This window comes from Arthrobacter sp. ok362, assembly GCF_900102785.1.
GTDB lineage: Bacteria > Actinomycetota > Actinomycetes > Actinomycetales > Micrococcaceae > Arthrobacter.
This window is the reverse complement of the sequence record NZ_FNGC01000002.1, coordinates 193,525-216,629: the sequence shown is the minus strand read 5'-3', so window position 1 is coordinate 216,629 and position 23,105 is coordinate 193,525. Positions and strand designations below refer to the sequence as shown.

The following is a 23,105-nucleotide window of genomic DNA, read 5'->3' as shown; positions in this document are numbered from 1 at the left end:
TGGGGAAGCAGTTTCAACCGAGGAAAAACATGACGCAAAGCCAGTCGAGGTCCACGAGCCCGGCCAGCTGGCAGCCAGGCACGCCGGAGCGGGACGGCCTGTGGATCTTCACACGCCTGCGCGACTTCATTGACGGCATCGCAAACAGCTCGCCGGCCCGCCTGGCGCTCACGGCGTTCGGCCTCGTAATCCTGATCTTCACCGCTTTGCTCTCGCTGCCCGTGTCGTCGGCGACGGGGCGGGCCACACCATTGCACGAGGCCCTTTTCACGGCGGCGTCCGCAGTCTGCGTCACGGGCCTGACCGTGGTCTCCACGGCCGTGCACTGGTCCTTCTTCGGCCAGCTCGTGATCCTGGTCGCCATTTTCGTGGGCGGCTTGGGCACCTTGACCCTCGCGTCCCTGCTGGCGCTCATGGTCAGCAAGAAACTTGGTGTCCGCGGCAAGCTGATCGCACAAGAGGCCCTGAACGCCGGCCGGCTCGGTGAAGTCGGCACGCTGCTCCGGATCGTGATCGTGACGTCCGTCGTGATCGAGGGCGCCCTGGCACTGGTGCTCATCCCCCGGTTCCTGATCCTCGGGGAGAGCTTCCCGCAGTCCATCTGGCACGGCGTCTTCTACGCCATTTCGGCCTTCAACAATGCCGGCTTCACGCCGCATTCGGACGGAATCGTCCCATACCAGACCGATCTCTGGATCCTCGTCCCGCTCATGGTCGGTGTATTCCTGGGCAGCCTGGGCTTCCCCGTCGTCATGGTGCTGCAGCAGAACGGGCTGCGGTGGAAGAAATGGAACCTCCACACCAAGTTGACCATCCAGGTCTCCTTCATCCTCCTCGCCGTCGGGACGGTCCTCTGGGGCTTCCTGGAGTGGGACAACCTGCGCACCATCGGGAACATGGACCTCGGCGACAAGATCACGCATGCGCTGTTTGCCTCGGTCATGCTGCGGTCCGGCGGCTTCAACCTTGTGGACCAGAACCACATGGAGTCCACCACCATGCTGCTCTCCGATGCCCTCATGTTCGCCGGCGGCGGCTCGGCATCCACGGCCGGCGGCATCAAGGTCACCACCATCGCCGTGATGTTCCTGGCGATCACCGCCGAGGCCCGCGGCGACGCCGATGTGAAGATCTACGGCCGGACCATCCCGGAGGGCACCATGCGCGTAGCCATCTCGGTGATCGTCGCCGGTGCCACGCTCGTCTCGGTCTCGGCCCTCCTGCTCCTGCACATCAGCGGCGCCTCCCTGGACCGGGTGCTGTTTGAAACGATTTCCGCCTTCGCCACGGTGGGCGTAAGCACCAACCTCAGTGCAGAGTTGCCGCCGTCGGGGGTTTACGTCCTCGCCGCGCTCATGTTTGCCGGGCGCGTCGGGACTGTCACCCTTGCTGCCGGACTGGCCCTGCGCCAGCGCAGCCAGCTGTACCACTACCCGGAAGAGAGACCGATCATTGGCTAGTTCCTCAGGCGCCGTCAACCGCCCCGCCCACAATGCCCCCGTGCTGGTGATCGGGCTGGGCCGTTTTGGCGCATCCACCGCAGAGCAGCTGGTCAAGCAGGGCCGGGAGGTCCTCGCCATTGAACGCGACCGCAGCCTCGTTCAGAAGTGGTCGAGCGTCCTGACGCACGTCGTGGAAGCCGACGCCACCAACATCGACGCCCTCCGCCAGCTCGGCGCCCAGGAGTTCAGTTCCGCCGTCGTTGGCGTGGGCACCTCGATCGAATCCTCCGTGCTGATCACCGTGAACCTCGTGGACCTCGGGATCGAACATCTCTGGGTCAAGGCCATCACGCCCTCGCACGGCAAGATCCTGACCCGGATCGGCGCCAACCACGTCATCTACCCGGAGGCTGACGCCGGCGTCCGCGCCGCGCACCTGGTTTCCGGGCGCATGCTGGACTTCATCGAGTTTGACGATGACTTCGCGATCGTCAAAATGTACCCGCCGCGCGAGACCGTGGGCTTCACCCTCGACGAGTCCAAGGTCCGCTCCAAGTACGGCGTCACGATTGTGGGCGTGAAGTCTCCTGGTGAGGACTTCACTTACGCGCGGCCGGAAACCAAGGTTTCCTCGCGGGACATGCTCATCGTTTCGGGCCACGTGGACCTGCTCGAACGGTTCGCCGCACGCCCCTAGGCCACCACCGGCGCCCACCGGTGCCCAAAACCGGAGCCGGTAGCGGCCGGTGTCCGCCCGGGCAGGCTCAGGCGAGCTGCCGGGTGATTTCTGCCGCGCGCGCAGCGGCCGCGCGGGCGCCGTCGGCGATGATGGCCGGCAGTCCCCGCTCGTCAAACGTGGCAATGGCCCGCTCCGTGGTGCCGTTCGGGCTCGTGACCGCCTTGCGCAGCGCGGAAGGGTCCGCGCCGGGCTCGGCAAGCATGAAGCCTGCCCCGGCGACCGTCTCGCGGGCCAGCAACAGGGACAGTTCCGGATCCAGGCCCAGTTGTGCGCCGGCCTCCGCCATGGCCTCTGCGAGGTAGAAGGCGTAGGCCGGGCCCGAGCCGCTGATCGCGGAGAGGGCGTCCACCTGGTCTTCGGGGATTTCCACCACGGTGCCGGCGGCTGCGAGGATGTCCTTGGCGTGCTGGAGCTGCCCGGCGGAGCAGTTGGTCCCGGGAGAGACGGAGACGACGCCGCGGCCAAGCTTCGCCGGCGTGTTCGGCATCGTGCGGATGACAGGCTGGCCGGGCGGCAGCGCCGCCTCCAGCTGCTCCAGGGACACGGCGGCCGCGACGCTGATGACGATCGTGTCCGGTGAAAGGGACCCGCTGATTTCCCGGGCCAGATCGGCGATGCCCACGGGCTTGACGCCAAGGATTACGACGCCGGAGCCTGTGGCGGCCTGCTTGTTGTTGTCGGGCTCTTCTTCGCCCGCGATGGCCGTGATCCCGTGGTGCCGCTGGGCCAGCTCGGCCGCGCGCTCGGCCCGGCGGACGGTAGCGACGATATCGGCAGGGTCAACGCCGCCGTCGATCAGCCCACCCAGAATTGCCTCGTTCATTGACCCACAGCCCAGGAATGCGATTCGGTTGCTCATGTCCCCATCATTGCAGTCGAACGCGATTCCCAGCCAGCTCACACCTTCACCGCAGTCAGCGCACAACTTCGGACCCTAACGTAGTAGCTACCTCATTGAGGGTGCGAGTGATGCAGCAGGCATGCGGATGCCTGCGCGGCACCGGTGGTTGGCAGCGGCTTTTCCCATTTTCCCGCAGCGGACCGCCGGTGCCTTTGCCGTTTAAGGGCCCACCGGTGGAGCAGGCGAGCCCCCGGGGGACGCCGTCGGATTGCCAGCGAACGTACAGGGAAATCTCGCTGGGCGCCCATGATCGGCCACTACCTTGGAAAGTGCCTCAACAGGTGCGAGTGATGATAGCCGGCTCCCCGGAGCCGGCGGTGCGCCGGGCGATTGGCAGCAGAGTTCCCCCAAGTCCTGCTCCAATCGCCCGGCGCTACTCATTTAACCGGCGCTGACCGGCCCGCGTCGGGGCACGGGCGGGCCGGTTCCTAAACGGCTCCCGCCGCGCCGAACACCGGGCTGCGGAGCTTGCTCTCCAGAAACCGGCGCTCGGCGGCGCTTCCGGCCAGCGCCAGGGCCCGCCTGTAACCCTCGGCGGCCTCCGGATAGCGGCGCAGGCGCACCAGGAAGTCGGCTCGTACGGCGTGAAAGAGGTAATAGTTGTCCAGTCGCAGGCCCTCTACCGCGGCCAGCGCGGCAACCGGCCCCTGCAGTTCTGCAAGGGCAACGGCGCGGTTCAGCGCCACGACCGGTCCGGGCGCGACGGCCAGGAGCTGGTCATACAACTGCAGGATCTGCGCCCAGTCGGTGTCCGCGGCGGTCGCGGCGTCGCTGTGGACGGCGTTGATCGCCGCCTGGAGCTGATACGGCCCAGGACGGTTCCGGCGCAGGCACCGGCGCACCAGCTCCTGGCCTTCGGCGGCCAGGGCGCTGTCCCAACGCCCCCGGTCCTGGGCCGCGAGCAGCACGAGTCCGCCGTCGGCGGCGAACCGGGCGCCACGGCGGGACTCAACGAGCAGCATCAGTGCCAGCAGTCCCGCCGCTTCCGGCTCGTCCGGCATCAGGGACGCCAACAGCCTGCCCAGCCGGATGGCTTCCGTGCGGAGCTCCGTACGGGCCGCGCCGTCCGCGGGGCCCGCGGTGTAGCCCTCGTTGAAAATCAGGTAGACGACCGCCAGCACCGGTTGCAGCCGTTCGGGCAGTTCGGCGCCCTGCGGGACACGGTACGGGATCTTGGCATCCCGGATTTTCGCCTTCGCCCGGACCAGCCGCTGTGCCATGGTCGCTTCCGGCACCAGGAAGGCCCGGGCGATCTCCGCCGTCGTCAATCCACCGAGCAGCCGCAGTGTGAGCGCCACCTGGGCGGATCTGGCCAGGGAGGGGTGGCAGCACGTGAAAATCAGCCGCAAAGTGTCGTCGTCCACGTCCTCGACTCCTGACTGTTCCGTCAGGAACTGCTCGTCGGCCGCCGGCGCGGGCCCGGTCCCGGACCGCGCCGCCGCCAGCGAGGCCGCCTGGGCATGTTTGTCCTCGCGGGAGGCCTCCCTCCGCAGCCGGTCGATCGCCCGGCGCCGTGCCGTCGTGATGATCCAGCCGGCCGGGCTGGGCGGGATGCCTGCCGACGGCCAGTGCTGGACGGCCGCAGCAAAAGCATCCTGGACGGCGTCCTCGGCAATATCGATGTTCCCGAACGTACGCGCCAGGACGGCTACGGCGCGGCCGTATTCGACCCGGAACACGCGGGCAATGTCCGCCTCGGTCGCGCCGTCATTTGCACCATGGTCGCCCACAGCAGTCCCCTCGGCCCGGCGGCTAGTGCTGGAAGGGACGGACTTCAACGGGAAGTGTGGTGACGCCGGCCAGCTTCCGTGCCCAGCCAAGGGCAGCGTCCAGGTCCTCGGCCTCGATCACGGTGAATCCGCCGAGGTGTTCTTTGCCTTCGGTGAACGGCCCGTCGGTCACGAGGATCTCGCCGCCGCTGGGCCGGAGGACCGTGGCGGACTCTGCCGGGTGCAGTCCCGCGGCGAACACCCAGGCCCCTGCCGCCTGCATTTCATGGTTCAGGGCCGCAAGGTCACGCATGATCGGTTCGAGGAACTCAGGGTCCGGGGCGGGGCCGTCCGGCTGGTAAATGCTGAGCAGGTACTGCGTCATTTCGGGTGCCTCCTTGTCGAATCAGCCGGCTGTGTGCCGGCCTCTCAGCAATTACACGATCGAGGACGCTTTGGATCGACACCGTCTCGACACCGTCGCGGCGTGCGGTCTCAGGAAGCTTTTTCCGGCGCCTGGAGCCGCGCCGGCGGCTGCTCTGCCACGTGCGGCGCGGGGTCGATCGGCCCCTCAAACACCAACTGGTCCAGGCGGCGGAGGATGAGCCCCTCACGCAGGGCCCACGGGCAGATCTCCATGCTGGTGAACTCGAACATTTCCAGGGCCGCTTCCGCGACGAGGGCGCCGGCGAGGACCTGGGGCGCACGGGCCTCGGAGACGCCGGGCAGGTGGAGCCTGTCCCCTACCTCCATGGCCGAGATCCGCTGCGCCCAGAGCCCCAGGTCGAGGGACAGCAGCTCCCGCTTGACGTAGGGCCCAGCGGCGCTGGGGGCGGCACCGGCAATCCTGGCGAGGGACCGGAACGTCTTGGACGTGCCCGCGACCAGGTTGGGCCGGCCCAGCTTCTCGAATTTGCGCACCGCGGGTTTTAGCGTGGAGCGGATGTAGCGGCGCAGCTCCTTGATGCTCTTGGCCGAGGGCGGGTCCTCGGGCAGCCAGTCGCGCGTCAGGCGGCTGGCACCGAGCGGAACGGACATCGCCAGCTCGGGCAGCTCGTCCTGTCCGAGGGCCATCTCGAAGGAGCCGCCGCCGATGTCCAGGTTCAAGATGGGCCCGGCGCCCCAGCCGTACCAGCGCCGGACGGCGAAGAACGTCATGGACGCCTCTTCGCTGCCGGTGAGCTCCCGGAGGGTGACGGTGGTTTCATACTTGACGCGGGCCAGGACGGCAGCGCCGTTGGTGGCCTCGCGGATGGCCGAGGTGCAGAACGCGAGGAGGTCGTCGGCTTTGTGCTTGGCCGCGAATTCCCACGCCTCGAGGACGAACTCGACGAGTTCATGCTGCCCGGCGTCGTTGATGCTGCCGTCGTCGTCGAGGAACTGCACGAGGGACAGCGGCCGCTTGTGCGAGGCATAGGGGACTGGGCGGGCGCCTGGATGGGCGTCGACCAGCAGGAGGTGGACGGTGTTGGACCCGATGTCGAGGACGCCTAGACGCATGTTGACATTATTCCCCCCACGGAAGCGGCTGGCCTAACGCCGACGGCGGAATTCGCGAGGAATACCGCCGTCGGCGCCGCGGCTTAGGCCGGGCCGCCGTCCTGCGCCGGGCCGCCGTCCTGCGCCGGGCCGCCGTCCTGCGCCGGGCGGTCCACGGCCCCGCCAGTGGGCTGGGCGGCAGCCCCGTCAGCGGGCTCGTCCGTTGGCTTGAAGTCGCGGCGGATGTTGGCCACGCCCTCCGGGTCGATTTCAAAGCCGAAGGCGGCCCCGGGGTTGATCACCATGCCGAGCTCCGCACCGAGGTTGCCGATGATTGCGGCGCCCTGCGTGCCCAGCACGTTCGGGGCGGCGGCGAGATACTGCTCGGTGACGCGGCTCGGGTGCGAGAAAACGGCCAGGACGGGCTTGCCGGAGGAGTTCGCGAGGACCAGCGGCTCCACCTGGGAGTCGGGACCTTCCAAGGCGTCGGAGCTGACCACATAGACCTCGTTGTTGAGGAAGGCGAGGATCACGTCCACCGGGTTGGCGTCCGGCTGCTCCCCCCGGGCAAGCTGCTCCTCGAGTTCGTTCAGCGGCTGGTTGTCCAGGTGTGCGGGCTGTTCAGTCATATTCCTACTGGAACACGTCCACGGCTGGTCCGCAAACGCGAAATCGCCGGAAACCTGCGGATTCGCCGGTAATTTCCGGCGAATCCGCAGGTTTCCGGCGAATTCGGTGGGTTGGCCTACTTCTTGGCAGGGGCCTTCCGGGCGGGTGCCTTGCGGGCCGTCGTCGTGCGCTTGACCGGGCCCTTGGCCCGCTTTTCTGCCAGGAGTTCGACGGCGCGGTCCCGGGTCAGCTCCTCGATCGAGGTGCTGCGGGGCACGGTGATGTTGGTGATGCCGTCGGTGATATACGGGCCGAACCGGCCTTCCTTCACCACGATGTTCTTCTCCGAGACCGGGTCCGGTCCGAATTCGGCCAGTGGCGGCACGGCGGCACGGGCGCCGCGCTGCTTGGGCTGCGAGTAGATCTCCAGCGCCGCATCGAGCGTGATCGTGAAGATCTCCTCTTCGGAGCCGATCGAGCGGGAGTCCGTGCCCTTCTTCAGGTACGGGCCGAACCGGCCGTTCTGCACCGTGATCGGGTTGCCGTCGGCGTCCTGGCCGAGCACGCGGGGCAGGCTCATGAGCTGCAGGGCCTCGTCCAGCGTAATGGTGTCCACACTCATGGACGCGAACAGGGAGCCGGTGCGGGGCTTGGCCTTGACGGGCTTCTTCGGCGGCTTGGGCTTGCCGTTCTTGTAGTACTCAACGGGCTGGTTGGCCAGCTGTTCCTCGGTCATCTCCGGGATGACCTCGGTGACGTAGGCGCCGTAGCGGCCGTTCTTGGCCACGATGGTGTGCCCGGTATGCGGGTCCGCGCCGAGGACGCGCTCCTCCGGGGCAGCGGTCTCCATGAGTTCAACGGCTTTGGCGGCCGTGAGCTCATCCGGGGCCAGGTCCTCCGGGACGTTGGCGCGGGCCGCTTCAACCACTTCGCCGGTCTCGGGATCCACGATCGCTGTGGAGCTTTCCAGGTACGGGCCGAACTTGCCGACCCGGAGTGTGATCGCGTCCGTGATGGGGATGGAGTTGATCTCGCGGGCATCGATCTCACCGAGGTTGTTCACGATGCTCAGCAGGCCGGGCTCGGAGTCTTCACCGAAGTAGAAGTGCTTGAGCCAGGCCGGTCCTGCCGCCTGGCCGTTGGCGATCTTGTCCAGGTCGGCTTCCATGTCGGCGGTGAACTCGTAGTCCACGTAGTCGTGGAAGTGCTGCTCGAGGAGCCGGATCACGGAGAACGCGATCCAGCTCGGGACCAGCGCGGAGCCTTGCTTCCGGACGTAGCCGCGGTCCTGGATCGTGGAGATGGTGGAGGCGTAGGTCGACGGGCGGCCGATGCCCTTCTTTTCCAGCTCCGCGGTCAGCGAGGCTTCGGTGTAGCGCGGCGGCGGCGAGGTCTCGTGGCCGACGGCGACAATGTCGGTCGCGGTGAGCGCGTCGTCCTTGGCCACGTTGGGCAGCCGGCGTGCTTCCTCGGACTCGTCGTCGCCGCGGCTTTCGTCCTTGCCCTCTTCGTAGGCGGCGAGGAAGCCGGGGAAGGTGATGACGGTGCCCGACGCCGAGAATTCGGCGTCGCGGCGATCGGCCGGGTTGCCAACAGTCACGGCGCCGAGGCGGATCGTGGCGGTGGAGCCCTTGGCGTCAGCCATCTGCGAGGCGACCGTGCGCTTCCAGATGAGCTCGTAGAGCCGGAATTCGTCGCCGGAGAGCTGCTTGGCCACCTGGGCCGGCGTGCGGAAGGAGTCCCCGGCGGGACGGATGGCCTCGTGGGCTTCCTGCGCGTTCGCTGCCTTGCCGCTGTAGACCCGCGGCGACTGCGGCACGTACTCGGGGCCGTACAGCTCAGAGGCCTGGCGCCGGGCGGCCGTGACGGCCTCGTTGCTCAGCGCGGACGAGTCCGTACGCATATAGGTGATGTAGCCGTTTTCGTAGAGCCGCTGGGCCACCTGCATCGTGCTCTTCGAGGAGAAGCGCAGCTTGCGGCCGGCCTCCTGCTGCAGGGTGGAGGTGGTGAACGGCGCGGCCGGGCGGCGGGTGTACGGCTTGGTGTCGACGGAGCGGACACGGAATTCGGCGTCCTGCAGCCCCGCTGCGAGCGACGCGGCGAGTTCCTCGTTGAGGTGGACGGCGTTGCGCGAGGTGAGCTCGCCGTTGTCGTTGAAGTCCCGGCCGCTGGCGACCTTGGCGCCGTCGACGGCGGCGAGTTTGGCTTTGAAGGAGCCGGAACCGGCGCCGAACTGGCCGGTGAGGTCCCAGTAGGAGGCGGCCTTGAAGGCCATCCGCTCGCGTTCGCGGTCCACCACCATGCGGGTGACGACGGACTGCACGCGGCCGGCGGAGAGGCCGCGTGCCACCTTGCGCCAGAGCACGGGGGAGATCTCATAGCCGTACAGCCGGTCCAGGACGCGCCGGGTTTCCTGGGCGTCCACCAGGTCCTGGTCGACATCGCGCAGGTTGTCCATGGCACGGTGGATGGCTTCCTTGGTGATTTCGCCGAAGGTCATCCGGTAGACCGGCACCTTGGGCTTAAGCACTTCGAGCAGGTGCCACGCGATGGCCTCGCCCTCGCGGTCCCCATCGGTTGCGAGATAGAGAGCGTCGGCGTCTTTGAGCTGGGCCTTGAGCTCGGCGACCTTTTTCTTCTTGTCCGAGGACACCACGTAGTAAGGCTTGAAGTCGTTGTCAATGTCGACCGCGAACTTGCCCAGCGGGGTCTTCTTCAGTTCCGCGGGGAGCTCCGAGGGCTGCGGAAGGTCGCGGATGTGACCGATCGAGGCCTCCACGATGAAGCCTTCGCCGAGGTACTTGGCGATGGTTTTGCTCTTGGCCGGAGACTCCACGATCACGAGTTTCTTGCCGGTTTTGGCCTTGCTTGGCACGGTGCTCCTACAGAAAAAGGTGGCTCGGGCAGATGCGCCCATACCCGCCTAGTTCACCATATTTTGCAGAATCCCGCGCATCCGGCCGGAAATGACGGCCCCGCGGAGGCGGGTTCGGGCCGCGGGAAGACCTCGTGCCCGGCGGCCTTTGAGGGCGCTCCGGATGCAACATCCGGCGGTGCCGGCGGCAGTCTCAGGCCTTGCCGGCGTCGGGCTCCTCGGCGGTGCCGGCGGCCGGCTTCGCGGCGGCAGGCTTCGCGGCGGCAGGCTTCGCGGCGGCCGGCTTCGCGGCGGCCGGTCCGCGGTCGTCCGGAATCATCGACCACATCGTGGCCATGCGTTCGGCGCCCTCGGGCACGTGGTCCGGATCCTCAAGTTCGTAGTCTCGCAGGAGATCGAAGACCCGCCGCGTAAGTTCGGCCCGCTGGTCCGGCGTCAGGTACAGCAGGTTGCTGGCCAGCACCACCGAGGACGGGCCGTCGGCGGTGTCGCCGTTCTCGCGCCGGGCGTTGCGGGCCTTGGCGTACGCAAGGACCCGGCGGCGGTAGGCGTCGAGCTCAAGGTCGAGGACGGCGAGTTCCGGGCTGGCCACTCCCCCAAGCGAGTGGATGGTGAAATCGGTGCCGGCGGCCTTCCAGCGCCGCTCCCGGGCGTCCCCGGCCGTGGCTGCGGGAACCACAATGCCCCACTTCTGCAGTGCCCGCAGGTGGTAGCTCATGGCACTGGGCGTCAGGCCCGTCTGCGCGGCAAGCTCGGTGGCCGTCCGGCTCACCTGGGTGGAATACAGTTCGGAAATGACCTCCAGCCGGGCGGCGTGGGCCAGGGCACGGATCGCCTTCGGGTCAGTTATTTCCACTTGCTTCTCCGGACGATGCCGGCGCTTGGTGGCCGGCGGAGCCGTGGACTCCGCCGTCGGGGTTTCTGCGTTCACTCCTCCAGTGTATCCAGCCTCTCCAAACTATGAAAGAAATGCTTGACATCTATTCCGGGACGGGTCTACTTTCCTATTTATGAAACAAACACTTCATAATGTGTCCGCTCCCGCACCAACGGCGCAGCCCCTGTGGCGCAACCGCGACTTCCTGATCGCCGGCACCGCCCGGTTCGTGGCGACGGCGGGGATGGGCGCCGTCGTCGTCAGCGTCATGCTGCACCTGCAAAACGCGGCCGCCGCCGGCGAAACGCCGGTCGCCGGGCCCTGGCTCGTGGCCGCGTACCTGCTGTGCTCGGCGCTGCCGCTGGTCCTGCTGGCTCCGTGGGCCGGCCGGCTCGCCGACACCATGGACTCCCGCACGTTGGCGACGGCGAGTTCCGCGGTCAGCGCCGCCGCCGTCGCCGGCATGGGGCTGGGCATGCAGTACCTGGAGAACTATCTGCCTGTGCTGTTTGCCATGACGTTCCTGCTCGACGCGGCCCAGGCCGTGGCCGGACCCACCTGGCAAGCCCTGCTGCCGCGGATCGTCGGCGAGGACCGCACGCCGCGGGCCATGGGCACCATGCAGGCGACCATCATGATTGCGGGCATGGCCGGTCCCGCCGCAGGCGGTCTGCTCAGCGGCTGGGGCGGGACCGGGCTGGTCTTCGCCGTGGCCAGCGGTTGCTACGTCGCCATGGGTCTGGGCGCCCTGCTGATCCGGACCCGCCGCGGCACGGCAGCCGAACGGGCCGGCCGGGCGAAACCTGCGCTGCTCGACGGACTGCGCCTGATCCGCCGGGACAGCCTGGTCTGGGCCCTGGTCCTGGGCGCGATGTTCTTCATCGTCGTCGGCGAGGCCACCAACGTGCTCGAGGTGTTCCTTGCCCGCAGCGAACTTGGCGCCACCGAGACGCAGTACGGGCTCCTGTCCGCAGTGTTCGGCCTCGGCATGGCGGCCGGGGCGGCGATGGCCGGGAGGATCCGGGCGCCCCGGCTCCGGCTGCGCGTGCTGCTGACCTCCATGACCGGCACCTCGGCCTTCCTGGTCCTCACGGGGATGGTTCCCAGCGTGGAACTGCTCTTTGTGGCCTACACCGCGACGGGAGCGGCCTGCGGCGTCCTGAACGCCTGTTTCGGCGCCATCGCGATCCTGCGGATTCCGGAAAGTGGGCGCGGCCAGGCGATGGCGATCGTTGGCGGGATGACGCGCGCCGTCTCCATCGGAGCGCTGGCCCTGGGCGGGCTTCTGGGCGCCCTGGTGCCGGTGCGCGTCAGCTTCGTGCTCACCGGGGCCGCCGGCGCCCTGGTAGCCCTGGCCCTCACCGCGTACGTCCTGCCGCGGTTCGGTCGGGAGGACGCCGGCGTTAGCCCGGCCGCTAAGGCGCCTGAGGCGGCGAGCGACGTTTCAGGCGGGCAGCAGGAAGCCGTCGCGAACCAGATTCCCCACTTCCTCGAGGAGGCCAGTGCGGAACACCGTGGCGTCAAACCCCTCGTAGCCGCCCAGCAGGGCCTCGAGGGCGCCGATGATCTGCCCGACGGACAGGTCGCCGTCGCACGCTGAGACGAAGCCGGCCAGCTCGGTACTGAGCAGGTTGGTGCGGCGCAGCCCGGCACCCTGCCGCAGCAGGATGACGCCGGGGTGTTCCGCCCCCGGGCGCTGATGCCGTTCTTCGGTGACGTCCTCCGCGACCAGCAGGTGGGCGGCGGCCAGATCGCGGGCGGCCAGCCAGTCGGCCCGCTCGACGGCGGCACCCAGGTGTGGGCCCACCGGCTGTTCGATCGGGTACGTGATCTCCTCGAAGCGGGAAAGCACCCGCCCGGCGCCGTCGGCGGGCCGCCGCAGCCAGATCATGCCAAAGCCGATTCCCGCAACATTGCGCGAGGCGAAGTCGTCGAGGTAGGCCGCGTACGAGTCCTGGTAGAGCCGGCGGTCACGGTTTTCCGACGCGTCCTGCAGCCAGGTCTCGGCATACTGCTCCGGGCCCACCTCCTCGCGCTGGATGAACCATACGTCGGCGGCCGGGCTGGCCCAGTTCTGGGGCCGTTCGGCCCAGCCGGCACCCGCCGCGATCTCCCAGTTGCCCAAGAGCTGGGCCGTTCCGCCCGGGGCAAGGACAGAGGGCAGCGCGCGGACCAGCGAAGACACAATCTCGTCCCCCGGCAGGCCGCCGTCGCGGTAGGTGAACTGGTCCGTGGCGGTCTCTCCGAGGCTGCGGGGCGTGATGACGAACGGCGGGTTGGACACCACCAGCTCGAACTCCTGCCCCGCGACCGGTTCCAGCAGGGACCCGAGCCTGAGGCTGACGCGGGCGTCGAGGTCGGCCGGGTCCAGGTGCAGCTCGTCGGCGTTGAGCAAAAGGTTGAACCGGGTGAACGCCAGTGCGCGTTCGGAAATGTCCGTGGCGGTCACGTGCTCGGCATGGTGCAGCAGGTGAAAGGTCTGGATGCCGCAGCCGGTGCCGAGATCGAGGGCCCTGGCAACATGGCGGCGGGCGGTGACCTGGACCAGGGTGGTGGAGGCTTGCCCGATCCCCAGGACGTGGTCGTGGCGGAGGACGCCTGCGCGCTGGTGGGCCGCGAGGTCGCTGGCCACCCAGAGGTCCGCTCCACCCTGACCGACCCCGTCCTCCCCCACGGTCGGGTCCCAGCCGTAGGGCCTCAGGTCCACCTTGGCCTGGATCAGGTCCCCGCCCGAGGGCTCCACGAGGCCGAGTTCCATCAGCCCCTCCGTGCGGATGCCGGGGAGGGCCGCGTCGAGGGTCTGCGCGCGCTGCGGCTCGGAGAGGAGCCAGAGACGCACGACGCCGGCGAGCGCCGCCGGCGCGGGCTCCCCGAGGGAGCGCCCGGTGACGATCACGGCAGGGATGAGCTGGTCCCGGCCGAGGGCGGAGTGCGCGGCCTCGCCGAGCAGCTCCGCAACCCCGTCCACGGTGTAGCCAACAGCACGCAGGTCCGCGGCCAGGGCCTCGAGGAGGCCGGGAAGGTCGCTCCGCGGAGCGTCGGGAGTGTTGCCTGCTGTGAACGGGGTTGTGGGAGCCTGGGTTGAAAGAGCCTGGGTTGAAGGAAGCGGTGCGGCGGGGCCCTGCGCTGAGGAAGTCACCGGACAAGTTTAGTCCGGTGTCCCGGCCCCGGCGTTTGGCCCCGGGGTTTGACTCCGGATTTGGCCCGGGTTTGGCCTCGGGGTTTGGCCCGGGACCGGGCGGGTCCGGCTAGAGTTCCGTCTCCGCGTAGATTTTCAGGGCGTCCCGGACGAAGGCGGCGCCGTCGGCACCGCCGTAGTTCGCGGCGAAACGGGGGTCGGCCACATACATCTCGCCGAGTCCCGTCACGTACCCCTTGATGTCCGGACCTGCGCCGTTCTTGCCACCCGCGGGGCCGCCTGCGGCGGGTGGCGCCGCCGGGGTGCCGCCTGCGGCGGGTGACGCCGCCGGGGTGCCGGGGATACCCCGGAGCCATTCGACGTGGCGCCGGGCCAGGTCCTGCGCCTGCGCGCTGTCCGCCGGAACCCCCGACTCCGCAGCGGCCGCCCAGTCAGCGCCGAGCTGCCGCGACTGCTCCGTCCAGGCAGCCTTCTCCTCGGCCCCCATGCCGCGCCACCAGGTGTCCGACTTTGCATAGGCATCCTTGCCCCACCGCTGCTGGACTTCCTCCTGGTACTTGGTGTGGTCGAAACCGTCGAACATTTCGTCCGCCATGATCTTTCCTCCCGTTTGCAATGCCTCAATGGTGTGACGGACCGAAGCAATCTGCCGGCCCAGCCTGTCCTGTTCCTGCAGCAGCCACGCCAGGTGCCGGCCCAGTGCATGCTCCGCGTCCGCCTCGTTGCCGAGCACCTCCGCGATCGCCGGCAGACCGAGCCCCAACTCGCGCAGGAGCAGGATCCGCTGCAGGCGGACCAGCGACTCTTGGCCGTAGTACCGGTAGCCGTTGTTGCCGGTGCGGCTTGGCCTGAGCAGGCCGATGTCGTCGTAGTGACGCAAAGTCCGGCCGGTGGTGCCGGCCAATTTCGCGATCTGCTGAACGGACCAGTCCATGCCTCCACCTTCCTGTTCCCTCGGGCCTGTTCCCTCGGGTCTGTTCCCTCGGGCCCGTTCCCTCCGCCTTCGGGTCTGCTGTTCCCCTGCCGGCCGGCCGCCGCCTGCCCGTCCCTTCGACTCTAAACTTTGACGCAACGTCAAAGTCAAGGGTCCGCGGGTGAGGGCGCCGGGAAAGGTTAATGCGGCCGGAAGGGAGCCTGCGAGACGGTAAGTTTGAGGCATGGTTTTCCCTTCCTCCCACGCCCCGGCCGCCCGGCTTGTCCGGCGGACGCTCACAGGTGCGGCCGCCGCCGTCGCCGTGCTGGCCGCTACGGCATGTTCCCCGGCCGGTTCGATTGAGAGCGCCGACGTCCCGGCATGGAAGGCGACGGCCCTGCCCTCGGTCCCCGGGACGGTGCTGGAGGATGCCGGCAAGATCCTGAACCGGGATCCGATCGTCCGGGCCGCTTCCGGCGTGCCCGCCGGCACCTACACCTTGACCATGACTTGCGACGGCGGCGGAAAGGCGTTCTTCGCCGTCAGCCTGGACGGCAGCCAACTGGCCGAAGCAGGAGCCGCCTGCAACGGCAGCCGCGAAACCGCCCGCATCAAGGTGCCCGTCGCGGGCGACCTCACGCTCAGCACGTCCAGTGTGGATGCCCCGCTCCTCTACGCCTACCACCTGGCAGCGTCGGAGTAAGATATGCCCGCAGCCTGGTCCCCGGGGTCCGGCACTGTGCCCGCTGATGGGCCTGTCCGGCCCGGTCCGTTGGCCTCTGGCGTTTGGTCCCGGGCAGCCCTAATCTCAAGATATGCCAACTGTGCCGGCGAGCAGGGCGCCGCGACAGCGCACCTCGGCCGCCGCCGTGGTGCTCTCAGTTGCGGTGTTTCTCGGGGCGGCCCTGTCCGGCTGCGAGTATGAATACAGCGCCGACCGCTGGGACGATGAATCGACCTCCGTTGCGCCGACCACTGACGCTGCCCTGCCCAAGGACCCTCACCTCACCGAGCCGGTGTCGGGGCAGGAGCTGGACGCCTGGGTCCACGACGTACTGCCCGACGCCGCGGGGCAAGTTTTCCATACGGGTGTTGGGACGCTGGAGGCCGACGAGGAGCGGGAAGAGACCACAGCCCGGCTGCCCAAGGGTACCTACGCCCTGACCCTGGCTTGCCGGAGCGCCCGCCGGGTGTCCTTTTCCATCGAGAACGGCGAGATCGAACTCGTGGACCTGGCTCTCCGGTGCGGAACGACCAGGGTGAACGTGGTGCAGCTGGCCGCAGATGCGGCGCTCTCGATCAAAGTGGATGCGAACGGACCGGCGAACTATGCATACCGGGTGAGCCGCATCTGAGGGTTTCCGGCCGGCCAAAAGTCCGGAGCATGCCTTAGGCGGCGCAGCCGTCGGGGCACCGCAGGGTTTCGGGGCTCGCGGCGCACTCGGTGCAGTAAAGCGTCAGCGTCCGGCAGTTCGGATTCGAGCAGTTTTCGAACTTGCTCGTGGGCGCCGCGCAGCGGACGCACTCGCCGATGGTCTTGGCATCCCCGCTGAACTCGAGGTGCATGCGCTTGTCGAAAACGTACAGGGAGCCCTCCCACAGGCCCTGGTCCTTGAAGGCCTCGCCGTAGCGGACAATGCCGCCGTCAAGCTGGTAGACCTCCTTGAACCCGCGGTTCACCATGAGGCTCGAAAGCACCTCGCAACGGATGCCTCCCGTGCAGTAGGTGACAACCGGCTTGTCCTTGAGGGCGTCGTATTTGCCCGAGTCGAGTTCTTTGATGAAGTCATGGGTAGTGGCGACGTCGGGGACCACAGCGTCTTTGAACTTGCCGATCTGGGCCTCGAAACCGTTGCGGCCGTCGAAGAACACGACCTCGTCGCCCTGCTGTTTCTTGGCTTCAATGAGTTCGTGGAGCTCCTCGGGCTTGAGGTGGGTTCCGCCGCCCACCACTCCACCGGCGTCGACCTTGAGCTCGCCCGGGGCGCCGAAGGATACGATTTCGTCCCGCACCTTCACGCTGAGCCGCGGGAAGTCTGCCGCGCCGCCGTCGGACCACTTCACGTCGATGTCGTGGAATCCCTTGTACTCCCGGGTGGCCTTGACGTATTGCTTCACGGCGTTCAGTTCCCCGCCGACCGTGGCGTTGATGCCGTCCTTGGAAAGGATGATGCGGCCGGTTAGTCCGAGTTTTTCGCACAGGGCGCGCTGCCAGAGCCGGACGGCGTCCGGGTCAGTGAGGGGGGTGAATCCGTAAAAGAGCACAATCCTGTTCAAAGCCACGCTTTTAAGGGTACTGGCTGGGGCGGAGGGCCGGGGGCGACAGTCACAATTGGATAAGCAAGCGGCCTTCCCCCGACCCGGCCACTGTTGCTTGTGGCACGGCTGGAATACGCTCATCACATGAGTCTTGACGCCATGGTTGAAGACACCACTCACCTGCTGGAAATCTGGGTTGCCGGTTGGGCCGGTTGCCGCGGATACGAGACACGCAGGGAGGGGCGCTTCCCCGCCGCCTTTCGCTCGGACACCACCCACGAATGGGAATATTTCGCCTACGATCCCTCCGAAGCGGAGTTCGCGGCGCTGGCGGCGAAGACGGCTGAAGTTCCGGCCAGAGTCCTCACGATCCTGACCAATGACGTGGCCCGGTACAAATTCCTCGGACAGCGGCACGGCATCCATGTCACCTCGGCTTCCCAGACCATGATGATCGTGGACATGGAGACCCAGGACTCCGAAGACCCCTGGCTTTCGGACGACGACCTCAAGCTTGAGACCTCGCGGACGGACGGCGTCCACCACGCGGTAGTCAGCGCAGGCGAGGAGGTCGCCGCGAGCGGACGCGTGTTTGTGGTGGGACACACCGCCATCTTCGACAAGATCGTGACGTCGCCGACCTACCAGCGGCGGGGGCTGGGCAGCTTCATCATGAAGGCACTCGCGGCCCAGGCGTTCGAACACGACGTCGATTCTGGGTTGCTGCTCGCCTCGCTGGACGGCCAGAAGCTCTATTCGCACCTCGGCTGGCGCATGGTGTGCCACGTCCTGATGTTGTCGACGTCGGACGAAGGGGCGGACCTGTCCGTCGGTTGAGGCGCTGCGCGCGCTTGCCCCGGCCGGGACGGGCTCCCGGGGCAACCTGCCGTCCTCTTGGCCCCCGCGTGACCCCGTTCGTCCTTTCGCCGCGCCGACGCCGCAGTGCCGGCCGTGCGGGCGATTTGAGGCCGGATGAAAGAATATGTGAGTGAACCCGCATGAGTCCCTGATTCCGTTGCTGGGCCGAGGCCCGGACCCGGAACAGCTGCGCCATGTGCGAACGATCCCGGCCCGCGAGGCCGTCAATGCGCCGTGGCCGGCCTGGTCCCACCCGGATCTCGTGAAAGCGTACGGCTCCCTGGGCATCCACGAGCCCTACCTTCACCAGGTCCAGGCCGCCGAACTGGCCCACGCCGGAGAGCACGTGGTCATTGCCACCGGGACGGCGTCCGGTAAGTCCCTGGCGTACCAGCTGCCTGCCCTGGACGCGATCCATCGTTCCGAGCTCAGGGTCCTGTCCAATCCCGGAAAAATCCACGACGACGGCGCCGTGACCCTCTACCTGTCCCCCACCAAGGCACTGGCCGCCGACCAGTTGGCCGCGATCCGGGCGATGAAGCTCCCCACCGTCCGGGCCGAAACATATGACGGCGACACCGATCCAGCTTCCCGGCGCTGGATCCGGGACCATGCGAACTTCATCCTCGCCAACCCTGACATGCTGCACTTCGGCATCCTCCCGAACCATGCGTGGTGGGCCAGGTTTTTCCGGCGCCTCCGCTATGTGATCGTGGATGAGGCCCACAGCTACCGCGGAGTCTTCGGCTCCCATGTGGCAAACCTCATGCGCCGGCTGCGTCGGATCTGCGCCTACTACAGCCCCGGCGGCTCGCATCCCGGACCTGTATTCATTGCGGCGTCCGCCACGGCGTCTGACCCCGAGCAGTCCTTCGGCAGGCTGATCGGCGCACCAGTGCGTGCCGTTTCCCAAGACAGCTCGCCCCACGGGTCCACCACCGTGGCGTTTTGGGAGCCGGCCCTGACCGAACTCCGCGGCGAAAACGGTGCCAAGGAGCGCCGGACCGCCGTCGCCGAGACCGCCGACCTGCTGGCCAACCTGGTGTCCTCCCGCACCCGGACCATTGCGTTCATCAAGTCCAGGCGCGGGGCAGAGACGATTTCCTCCATCGCCAAGCGCCTCCTTGACGAGGTGGACCCCAGCCTGCCGCAGCGTGTGGCCGCCTATCGCTCCGGCTATCTGCCGGAGGAGCGGCGGGCCCTGGAAAAGTCGCTGCGCTCGGGTGAACTTCTGGGTGTCTCGAGCACGTCCGCGCTGGAACTGGGCATCGATATTTCCGGTCTCGACGCCGTGCTGGTCGCAGGCTGGCCCGGCACGCGAGCGTCGTTGTTCCAACAGATCGGCCGGGCGGGGCGCGCCGGCCAGGACGCGATCGCGGCCTTCGTGGCGAGCGACGACCCGCTGGACACGTACTTGGTGAACCACCCCGAGGCGATTTTCGACGTCTCGGTGGAGGCCACGGTCTTCGATCCCTCCAACCCGTACGTCCTGGGCCCGCATCTGTGCGCCGCCGCTGCGGAACTTCCCCTCGGATTCGCCGAACTGGAGCTCTTCGGGGCCACGTCGGAGAAGCTGCTGGACCGGCTGGTTCTGCAGGGCTACCTGCGCAAACGGCCGGCCGGATGGTTTTGGACCCATCCGCAGAGTGCCGCCGCCATGGTGAACCTCCGGGCCGATGGCGGGGGGCCGGTGAGCATCGTGGATGCCGAGACCGGCTCCTTGCTCGGCACCATGGATTCGCCCCAGACCCACTACCAGGCCCACACCGGCGCCATCTATGTCCACCAGGGCGACAGCTATGTGGTGGAGGACCTGAACGAAGACGATCACTGTGTGGTGGTGCGCCGGGCGAACCCCGACTATTACACCACCGCCCGGGACGTGACCCAGATCGAGGTCCTCGAAACGGAACGCACCACCCAGTGGGGCGATGTGGCCGTGCATTTCGGCGATGTGAAAGTGACAACGCAGGTGGTCTCCTTCCAGCGCAAGGCGCTGATTTCGAATGAGATCCTCGGCGAGGAACCCCTGGAACTGGGCGCCAGGGACCTGTTTACCAAGGCGGTCTGGTTTGTCGTGGACAACCGCTCGCTGACCGGCGCCGGGCTGATCGAGGCACAGTTCCCCGGAGCCCTGCACGCTGCCGAGCACGCTGCCATTGGCCTCCTGCCGCTCGTGGCTTCCAGCGACCGCTGGGACATCGGCGGAGTGTCCACGGCCATTCACGCCGATACTGGAGTGCCCACCATCTTTGTCTACGACGGCCATCCCGGCGGGGCCGGCTTCGCCGAACGCGGCTACGACAAGGCCAGGTTGTGGCTGACCGCCACGCGCGACGCCATCAAGGCCTGCGAGTGCGAGTCCGGCTGCCCGTCCTGCGTCCAGTCACCCAAGTGCGGCAACAAGAACAACCCTCTCGACAAGGACGCTGCCGTCACACTGATCGACGTGCTGCTCAAAGATGCCAGCGAACTGATGCAGAGCGGCAACTCCGGCACAACGGCGGCCGCGGCCGCCGCCGTGACAACGGGAGATAAGCCCGCCCAACCGCTCCGCGCCTGAACCGCGCAACGGCATTCCGGCGGCGCACGGCTGTGGCACGTCGGCGGCGCCAGCCGCGGGCAGATTCGCGGCTCCCGGCATCCCGCCGGGGAAGGGGGCATCATTCACGGCGAGACCCGCTCCCGGGCGCAGGGGGCGGTCCCGCTCGGGCCAGCCCTGTGGCCGCCCCGAGGAACGGCCCGGCGCCGAGCTCGATGCGGACCTGAACTGTGGCGTCCGGACCTTCAGCACAGGCAACCATCGTGGCGTTGTTCTTCAGCGCAACGTCCCGGGCCACGGCACACGGCTCGCCGGTCGTGATTCCCCGTGCGGCATCCGCGGCAGCCAGCGCCGCGAGGTCGGCGGCCGCCGCAGCCCTCGACGCCGCGACGGCCGATTGGGCCAGAAGCAGCAGCAAGGCCAGCGCCATGATGACCACCAGCCCGAGTCCCAGGGCCAAGACGGTCCCCGACCCCCGCTCTGCAGGCCGGCAGCTGTGCGGGGAACGGACAGGCGACGGAGTTCGGGGCCGCGGCGCGTGGGCCCCGGCACCGGTCGGCGACTTCAGGTGCCCTGCCCCAGGGAGCCGAAGGCACCATCCAACCGGGGCTGTTGTGCCGCACCGGGGGCCTCAGCACGCGCCCACACACTGGCGCTCAGGACCCACGGAATGAGAGAACCAACGGCCCCGGGGACGCGGCCGGAGACGGTGACCCGGTGCCATTCGCCGTCGACCGTCACCTCGGCCCCTGCCGTGTCACCGGCGAGCCGGCGGACAATCTGTCCCACTTCGGCGGCCTCGGCTCCCCTCGCCAGTGCACGGGCACCACCTCGGGCCGCTTCTTCGACGCGCAGTTGCGTCACTCCGGCCGCCGAGCCCGCGAGCAGCAGGGCGAGCAGGAGTACGACCGAGGGCAACGCCACGGCGAACTCTGCAGTGACCGTCCCGCGGCACTCCGCGGTTGGCGGCGGCTCCCTCCGGTTGCCATTGCACCAGCCGCGCCAGACTGCCTTCATGGCAACGTGAGCGCTGTCCGAATGAGGTTCAGCAGGAAACCGCGGACCTCATCGCTGCGCATGATGAACACGAGGACCCCGGCGAACCCTACGGCGGCCAGCGTTGCAATGGCATATTCAGCGGTAGCCATTCCCGCCTGGGCGGATGGCGGCCTCCTGCGCCCGTGCGGCTGGACGGGGACAACCGAGCTGGCGCCGGGATAGATTTCGTACACCTCGGCAACGGCGCCCTCCCCTGTGTCCATGCGACGTGCAGCGGGTGTGTCCTGATTTGTTGACATCTGCTTTCCTTCCACGGGACACCGGCAGGATCGCCGGCTGGTTCGACTCTCCCGGCTTGGCTGTTGCGCCGTAAGCCCCGAGGTCCGCCAAGTGGAAAACGTGCCCATAGGTGGCGGACTGTGGAGGAGAACTGTGGGCCGCCTCCGAGTGGAGGGACCCCGTGAGTTCCGCCGCGACCGGCATCAGGCCGGGAGGAGCCCCAGGAGCACGGGCACGACGCCGAGGCACACGAAGGCCGGCAGGGAGCACAGGCCCAGCGGCACAACGAGCTTCACGCCCAGCGCCGCCGCCCGCTGCTCGGCAGCCCTGTTGCGTTCGCGGCGAAGCCGGGCCGCCTGGGCATAGAGCAGTGCTGAGGAGGGGGCGCCGGTGAGCGCGGCGAAGCCAAGGGCGTCGCGCAGGGCGAGGAGCTGGGGCGCCCGGGCACCGGAACTGCGCCATGCTGTGCCCCAGTCGGCGCCGATTGCGAGTGCTGACACCACCGGCCGCAGCTGCCGCCCGAGTTCCGGCGGGACCAGGGCGGCGACGAGTTCGAGGGACCGGCCAAGGCCCGCTCCCGCATCCAGCATGGCGCCGATCAGTTCCAGCATCATGGCGGTATCCCGCAGACCTGGGAAGCCGGGACGTCCGGGCCGCCCGGTGTCGCGGGGCGCCTGGCTCCGGGCGGCCGGGTCAGCCGGGTCGGCCGGGTCGGCCGGGGCCGGAAATTGGCGCCGGACCCGCCGGCGGACACGGCCCGGGCGTGCGAGGACCACGACGGCTGCACCGGCCAGGCTCGTTGCCACCACGAATCCGGCCAGTTCCGGCCTCACGGCGGCCGCGGTGTCACGATGGGGCTTCCGCCGCGGCCCGGACGAGCTGTGCGGACCACAACCGGCCGACGGCGGTCAGCGCCACCCCTGCGGCCAACGCCGCGAGGCCCCAGGGCTTTCCCAACAGTGTCGCCACCGGGTCCACGCCGAGCAGCAGGCCGAGAACCAGGCCGGACAGCGGGAGCCAGGTCAGTAGACGGACAGTTGCGCGGGGCCCCGCCAAGGCGGTCTGCCGGGCGGCCTCGGCGTCGTCCTCCGTCTCAAGGTGGGCGGCAAAGCGCGCCAGGACATCGGCAAGCGGGCAACCGCTGGCCTCGGCTGTGTCAAAGCATGCGGCGAGCTCGCCCCACACGCGCACATCGCGGCCGGCTCCGCCGCAAACCTCGCGCCGGATGGCAGCGGCCACGGAGGACCCGCGCAGGGCGGCTGCACGCGCGGCGGCAAGGATCCTGAGGGACTCCGGGCCGAGGACCGTTCCGGAGCCTTCGCGGGCCCGGTCACGGCCGGCACCGTGACCCGCCATCTGGACCGCGGACCATTCCCGCGCAGCGTCCCCGCCGTACAGGACCCAGAGTTCGTCCCACAGCCGGGCGGGGATGCGCCCTCCCTTCAGCAGCGCGGCCAACTGTTGGACCACGACCGTCATTGGGAC

The 23,105-nt window shown here is 68.5% G+C and carries 21 protein-coding genes and 1 pseudogene; 7 read left to right on the top strand and 15 right to left on the bottom strand.

Translation table 11 applies throughout. The features are described from left to right. The first annotated feature begins 29 nt into the window (after positions 1-29). Together BLQ10_RS03480 and BLQ10_RS03475 are read left to right on the top strand one after the other, a co-directional pair. Complete coding sequence (locus BLQ10_RS03480) at positions 30-1,460, top strand: TrkH family potassium uptake protein (protein WP_091558420.1); 1,431 nt, start codon at positions 30-32, stop codon at positions 1,458-1,460. Then, positions 1,453-2,139 (top strand): potassium channel family protein, encoded by a 687-nt coding sequence (locus BLQ10_RS03475; RefSeq protein WP_056433668.1) that lies wholly within the window; start codon positions 1,453-1,455, stop codon positions 2,137-2,139. The genes BLQ10_RS03480 and BLQ10_RS03475 overlap by 8 nt, the downstream gene beginning before the upstream one ends. A gap of 67 nt (positions 2,140-2,206) precedes the next feature. Here BLQ10_RS03475 and proC read toward each other — a convergent pair whose 3' ends face one another. The 7 genes from proC to BLQ10_RS03440 form a co-directional block, all read right to left on the bottom strand. Beyond that, complete coding sequence (gene proC / locus BLQ10_RS03470) at positions 2,207-3,040, bottom strand: pyrroline-5-carboxylate reductase (RefSeq protein WP_091558418.1); 834 nt, start codon at positions 3,038-3,040, stop codon at positions 2,207-2,209. Positions 3,041-3,510: 470 nt separating this feature from the next. Continuing rightward, a complete protein-coding gene (locus BLQ10_RS03465; protein WP_091558416.1) occupies positions 3,511-4,812 on the bottom strand; it encodes an RNA polymerase sigma factor in 1,302 nt (433 codons plus the stop codon). Between the two features lie 22 nt (positions 4,813-4,834). Then, a complete protein-coding gene (locus tag BLQ10_RS03460) occupies positions 4,835-5,176 on the bottom strand; it encodes a YciI family protein (RefSeq protein WP_091558413.1) in 342 nt (113 codons plus the stop codon). A 110-nt stretch (positions 5,177-5,286) separates the two neighbouring features. Further along, positions 5,287-6,291, bottom strand: coding sequence for a Ppx/GppA phosphatase family protein (locus BLQ10_RS03455; RefSeq protein ID WP_091558410.1), 1,005 nt, complete (start codon positions 6,289-6,291; stop codon positions 5,287-5,289). 83 nt (positions 6,292-6,374) lie between these two features. Continuing rightward, positions 6,375-6,899: an SseB family protein gene (locus tag BLQ10_RS03450; protein WP_091558407.1), complete on the bottom strand. Its 525-nt coding sequence runs from the start codon at positions 6,897-6,899 to the stop codon at positions 6,375-6,377. A gap of 116 nt (positions 6,900-7,015) precedes the next feature. Then, the gene (gene topA / locus BLQ10_RS03445) at positions 7,016-9,754 is read right to left on the bottom strand and encodes a type I DNA topoisomerase (protein WP_091558404.1); all 2,739 of its coding nucleotides are present in this window, start codon (positions 9,752-9,754) and stop codon (positions 7,016-7,018) included. Positions 9,755-9,947: 193 nt separating this feature from the next. Continuing rightward, positions 9,948-10,685 (bottom strand): ArsR/SmtB family transcription factor, encoded by a 738-nt coding sequence (locus BLQ10_RS03440; protein WP_254785386.1) that lies wholly within the window; start codon positions 10,683-10,685, stop codon positions 9,948-9,950. Between the two features lie 79 nt (positions 10,686-10,764). Between BLQ10_RS03440 and BLQ10_RS03435 the strand changes: the two are divergent. Further along, a pseudogene (locus BLQ10_RS03435) lies at positions 10,765-12,048 on the top strand (MFS transporter); the annotation flags it as partial. 27 nt (positions 12,049-12,075) lie between these two features. Here the strand turns inward: BLQ10_RS03435 and BLQ10_RS22625 are convergent. Both BLQ10_RS22625 and BLQ10_RS03425 read right to left on the bottom strand, forming a co-directional pair. Next, complete coding sequence (locus BLQ10_RS22625) at positions 12,076-13,632, bottom strand: DUF7059 domain-containing protein (protein WP_254785397.1); 1,557 nt, start codon at positions 13,630-13,632, stop codon at positions 12,076-12,078. 247 nt (positions 13,633-13,879) lie between these two features. Further along, the gene (locus BLQ10_RS03425) at positions 13,880-14,704 is read right to left on the bottom strand and encodes a MerR family transcriptional regulator (RefSeq protein ID WP_091558397.1); all 825 of its coding nucleotides are present in this window, start codon (positions 14,702-14,704) and stop codon (positions 13,880-13,882) included. Positions 14,705-14,927: 223 nt separating this feature from the next. Here BLQ10_RS03425 and BLQ10_RS03420 point away from each other — a divergent pair, with 223 nt between their 5' ends. Beyond that, the gene (locus BLQ10_RS03420; RefSeq protein ID WP_091558395.1) at positions 14,928-15,386 is read left to right on the top strand and encodes a hypothetical protein; all 459 of its coding nucleotides are present in this window, start codon (positions 14,928-14,930) and stop codon (positions 15,384-15,386) included. 112 nt (positions 15,387-15,498) lie between these two features. Beyond that, positions 15,499-16,038 carry a DUF6023 family protein gene (locus BLQ10_RS03415; protein WP_254785385.1) on the top strand — a complete coding sequence of 180 codons (540 nt, stop codon included), beginning with the start codon at positions 15,499-15,501 and terminating at the stop codon, positions 16,036-16,038. 34 nt (positions 16,039-16,072) lie between these two features. On the opposite strand, the gene BLQ10_RS03410 is transcribed toward BLQ10_RS03415, so the two are convergent. Continuing rightward, on the bottom strand, positions 16,073-16,966 hold the full coding sequence (locus BLQ10_RS03410) for an oxygen-dependent tRNA uridine(34) hydroxylase TrhO (protein WP_091558390.1): 894 nt from the start codon (positions 16,964-16,966) through the stop codon (positions 16,073-16,075). 120 nt (positions 16,967-17,086) lie between these two features. Between BLQ10_RS03410 and BLQ10_RS03405 the strand changes: the two genes are divergently transcribed. Both BLQ10_RS03405 and BLQ10_RS03400 read left to right on the top strand, forming a co-directional pair. Beyond that, complete coding sequence (locus tag BLQ10_RS03405) at positions 17,087-17,779, top strand: GNAT family N-acetyltransferase (RefSeq protein WP_091558388.1); 693 nt, start codon at positions 17,087-17,089, stop codon at positions 17,777-17,779. Between the two features lie 151 nt (positions 17,780-17,930). Continuing rightward, positions 17,931-20,363 carry a DEAD/DEAH box helicase gene (locus BLQ10_RS03400; protein WP_254785384.1) on the top strand — a complete coding sequence of 811 codons (2,433 nt, stop codon included), beginning with the start codon at positions 17,931-17,933 and terminating at the stop codon, positions 20,361-20,363. Between the two features lie 100 nt (positions 20,364-20,463). Here the strand turns inward: BLQ10_RS03400 and BLQ10_RS03395 are convergent, their stop codons facing one another. From BLQ10_RS03395 to BLQ10_RS03375, 5 genes are all read right to left on the bottom strand, one after another. After that, the gene (locus tag BLQ10_RS03395; RefSeq protein ID WP_091558385.1) at positions 20,464-20,910 is read right to left on the bottom strand and encodes an Rv3654c family TadE-like protein; all 447 of its coding nucleotides are present in this window, start codon (positions 20,908-20,910) and stop codon (positions 20,464-20,466) included. Next, positions 20,907-21,359: a TadE family type IV pilus minor pilin gene (locus BLQ10_RS03390; RefSeq protein WP_091558382.1), complete on the bottom strand. Its 453-nt coding sequence runs from the start codon at positions 21,357-21,359 to the stop codon at positions 20,907-20,909. The genes BLQ10_RS03395 and BLQ10_RS03390 overlap by 4 nt, the downstream gene beginning before the upstream one ends. Then, positions 21,356-21,640 carry a DUF4244 domain-containing protein gene (locus BLQ10_RS03385; protein ID WP_091558380.1) on the bottom strand — a complete coding sequence of 95 codons (285 nt, stop codon included), beginning with the start codon at positions 21,638-21,640 and terminating at the stop codon, positions 21,356-21,358. The genes BLQ10_RS03390 and BLQ10_RS03385 overlap by 4 nt, the downstream gene beginning before the upstream one ends. A gap of 183 nt (positions 21,641-21,823) precedes the next feature. Then, the gene (locus BLQ10_RS03380) at positions 21,824-22,453 is read right to left on the bottom strand and encodes a type II secretion system F family protein (protein WP_254785383.1); all 630 of its coding nucleotides are present in this window, start codon (positions 22,451-22,453) and stop codon (positions 21,824-21,826) included. Positions 22,454-22,466: 13 nt separating this feature from the next. Further along, positions 22,467-23,099 (bottom strand): hypothetical protein, encoded by a 633-nt coding sequence (locus BLQ10_RS03375; protein WP_091558843.1) that lies wholly within the window; start codon positions 23,097-23,099, stop codon positions 22,467-22,469. Positions 23,100-23,105: the final 6 nt, after the last annotated feature.

What these genes read in the sequence shown, in the direction of transcription:
- BLQ10_RS03480 (WP_091558420.1), top strand. Translation starts at nt 30, where the DNA reads ATGACGCAAAGCCAGTCGAGGTCCACGAGCCCGGCCAGCTGGCAGCCA.
- proC (WP_091558418.1), bottom strand. Translation starts at nt 3,040, where the DNA reads ATGAGCAACCGAATCGCATTCCTGGGCTGTGGGTCAATGAACGAGGCA.
- BLQ10_RS03460 (WP_091558413.1), bottom strand. Translation starts at nt 5,176, where the DNA reads ATGACGCAGTACCTGCTCAGCATTTACCAGCCGGACGGCCCCGCCCCG.
- BLQ10_RS03455 (WP_091558410.1), bottom strand. Translation starts at nt 6,291, where the DNA reads ATGCGTCTAGGCGTCCTCGACATCGGGTCCAACACCGTCCACCTCCTG.
- BLQ10_RS03450 (WP_091558407.1), bottom strand. Translation starts at nt 6,899, where the DNA reads ATGACTGAACAGCCCGCACACCTGGACAACCAGCCGCTGAACGAACTC.
- BLQ10_RS03425 (WP_091558397.1), bottom strand. Translation starts at nt 14,704, where the DNA reads ATGGACTGGTCCGTTCAGCAGATCGCGAAATTGGCCGGCACCACCGGC.
- BLQ10_RS03420 (WP_091558395.1), top strand. Translation starts at nt 14,928, where the DNA reads ATGGTTTTCCCTTCCTCCCACGCCCCGGCCGCCCGGCTTGTCCGGCGG.
- BLQ10_RS03415 (WP_254785385.1), top strand. Translation starts at nt 15,499, where the DNA reads ATGCCAACTGTGCCGGCGAGCAGGGCGCCGCGACAGCGCACCTCGGCC.
- BLQ10_RS03405 (WP_091558388.1), top strand. Translation starts at nt 17,087, where the DNA reads ATGAGTCTTGACGCCATGGTTGAAGACACCACTCACCTGCTGGAAATC.
- BLQ10_RS03390 (WP_091558382.1), bottom strand. Translation starts at nt 21,359, where the DNA reads ATGAAGGCAGTCTGGCGCGGCTGGTGCAATGGCAACCGGAGGGAGCCG.
- BLQ10_RS03385 (WP_091558380.1), bottom strand. Translation starts at nt 21,640, where the DNA reads ATGTCAACAAATCAGGACACACCCGCTGCACGTCGCATGGACACAGGG.
- BLQ10_RS03375 (WP_091558843.1), bottom strand. Translation starts at nt 23,099, where the DNA reads ATGACGGTCGTGGTCCAACAGTTGGCCGCGCTGCTGAAGGGAGGGCGC.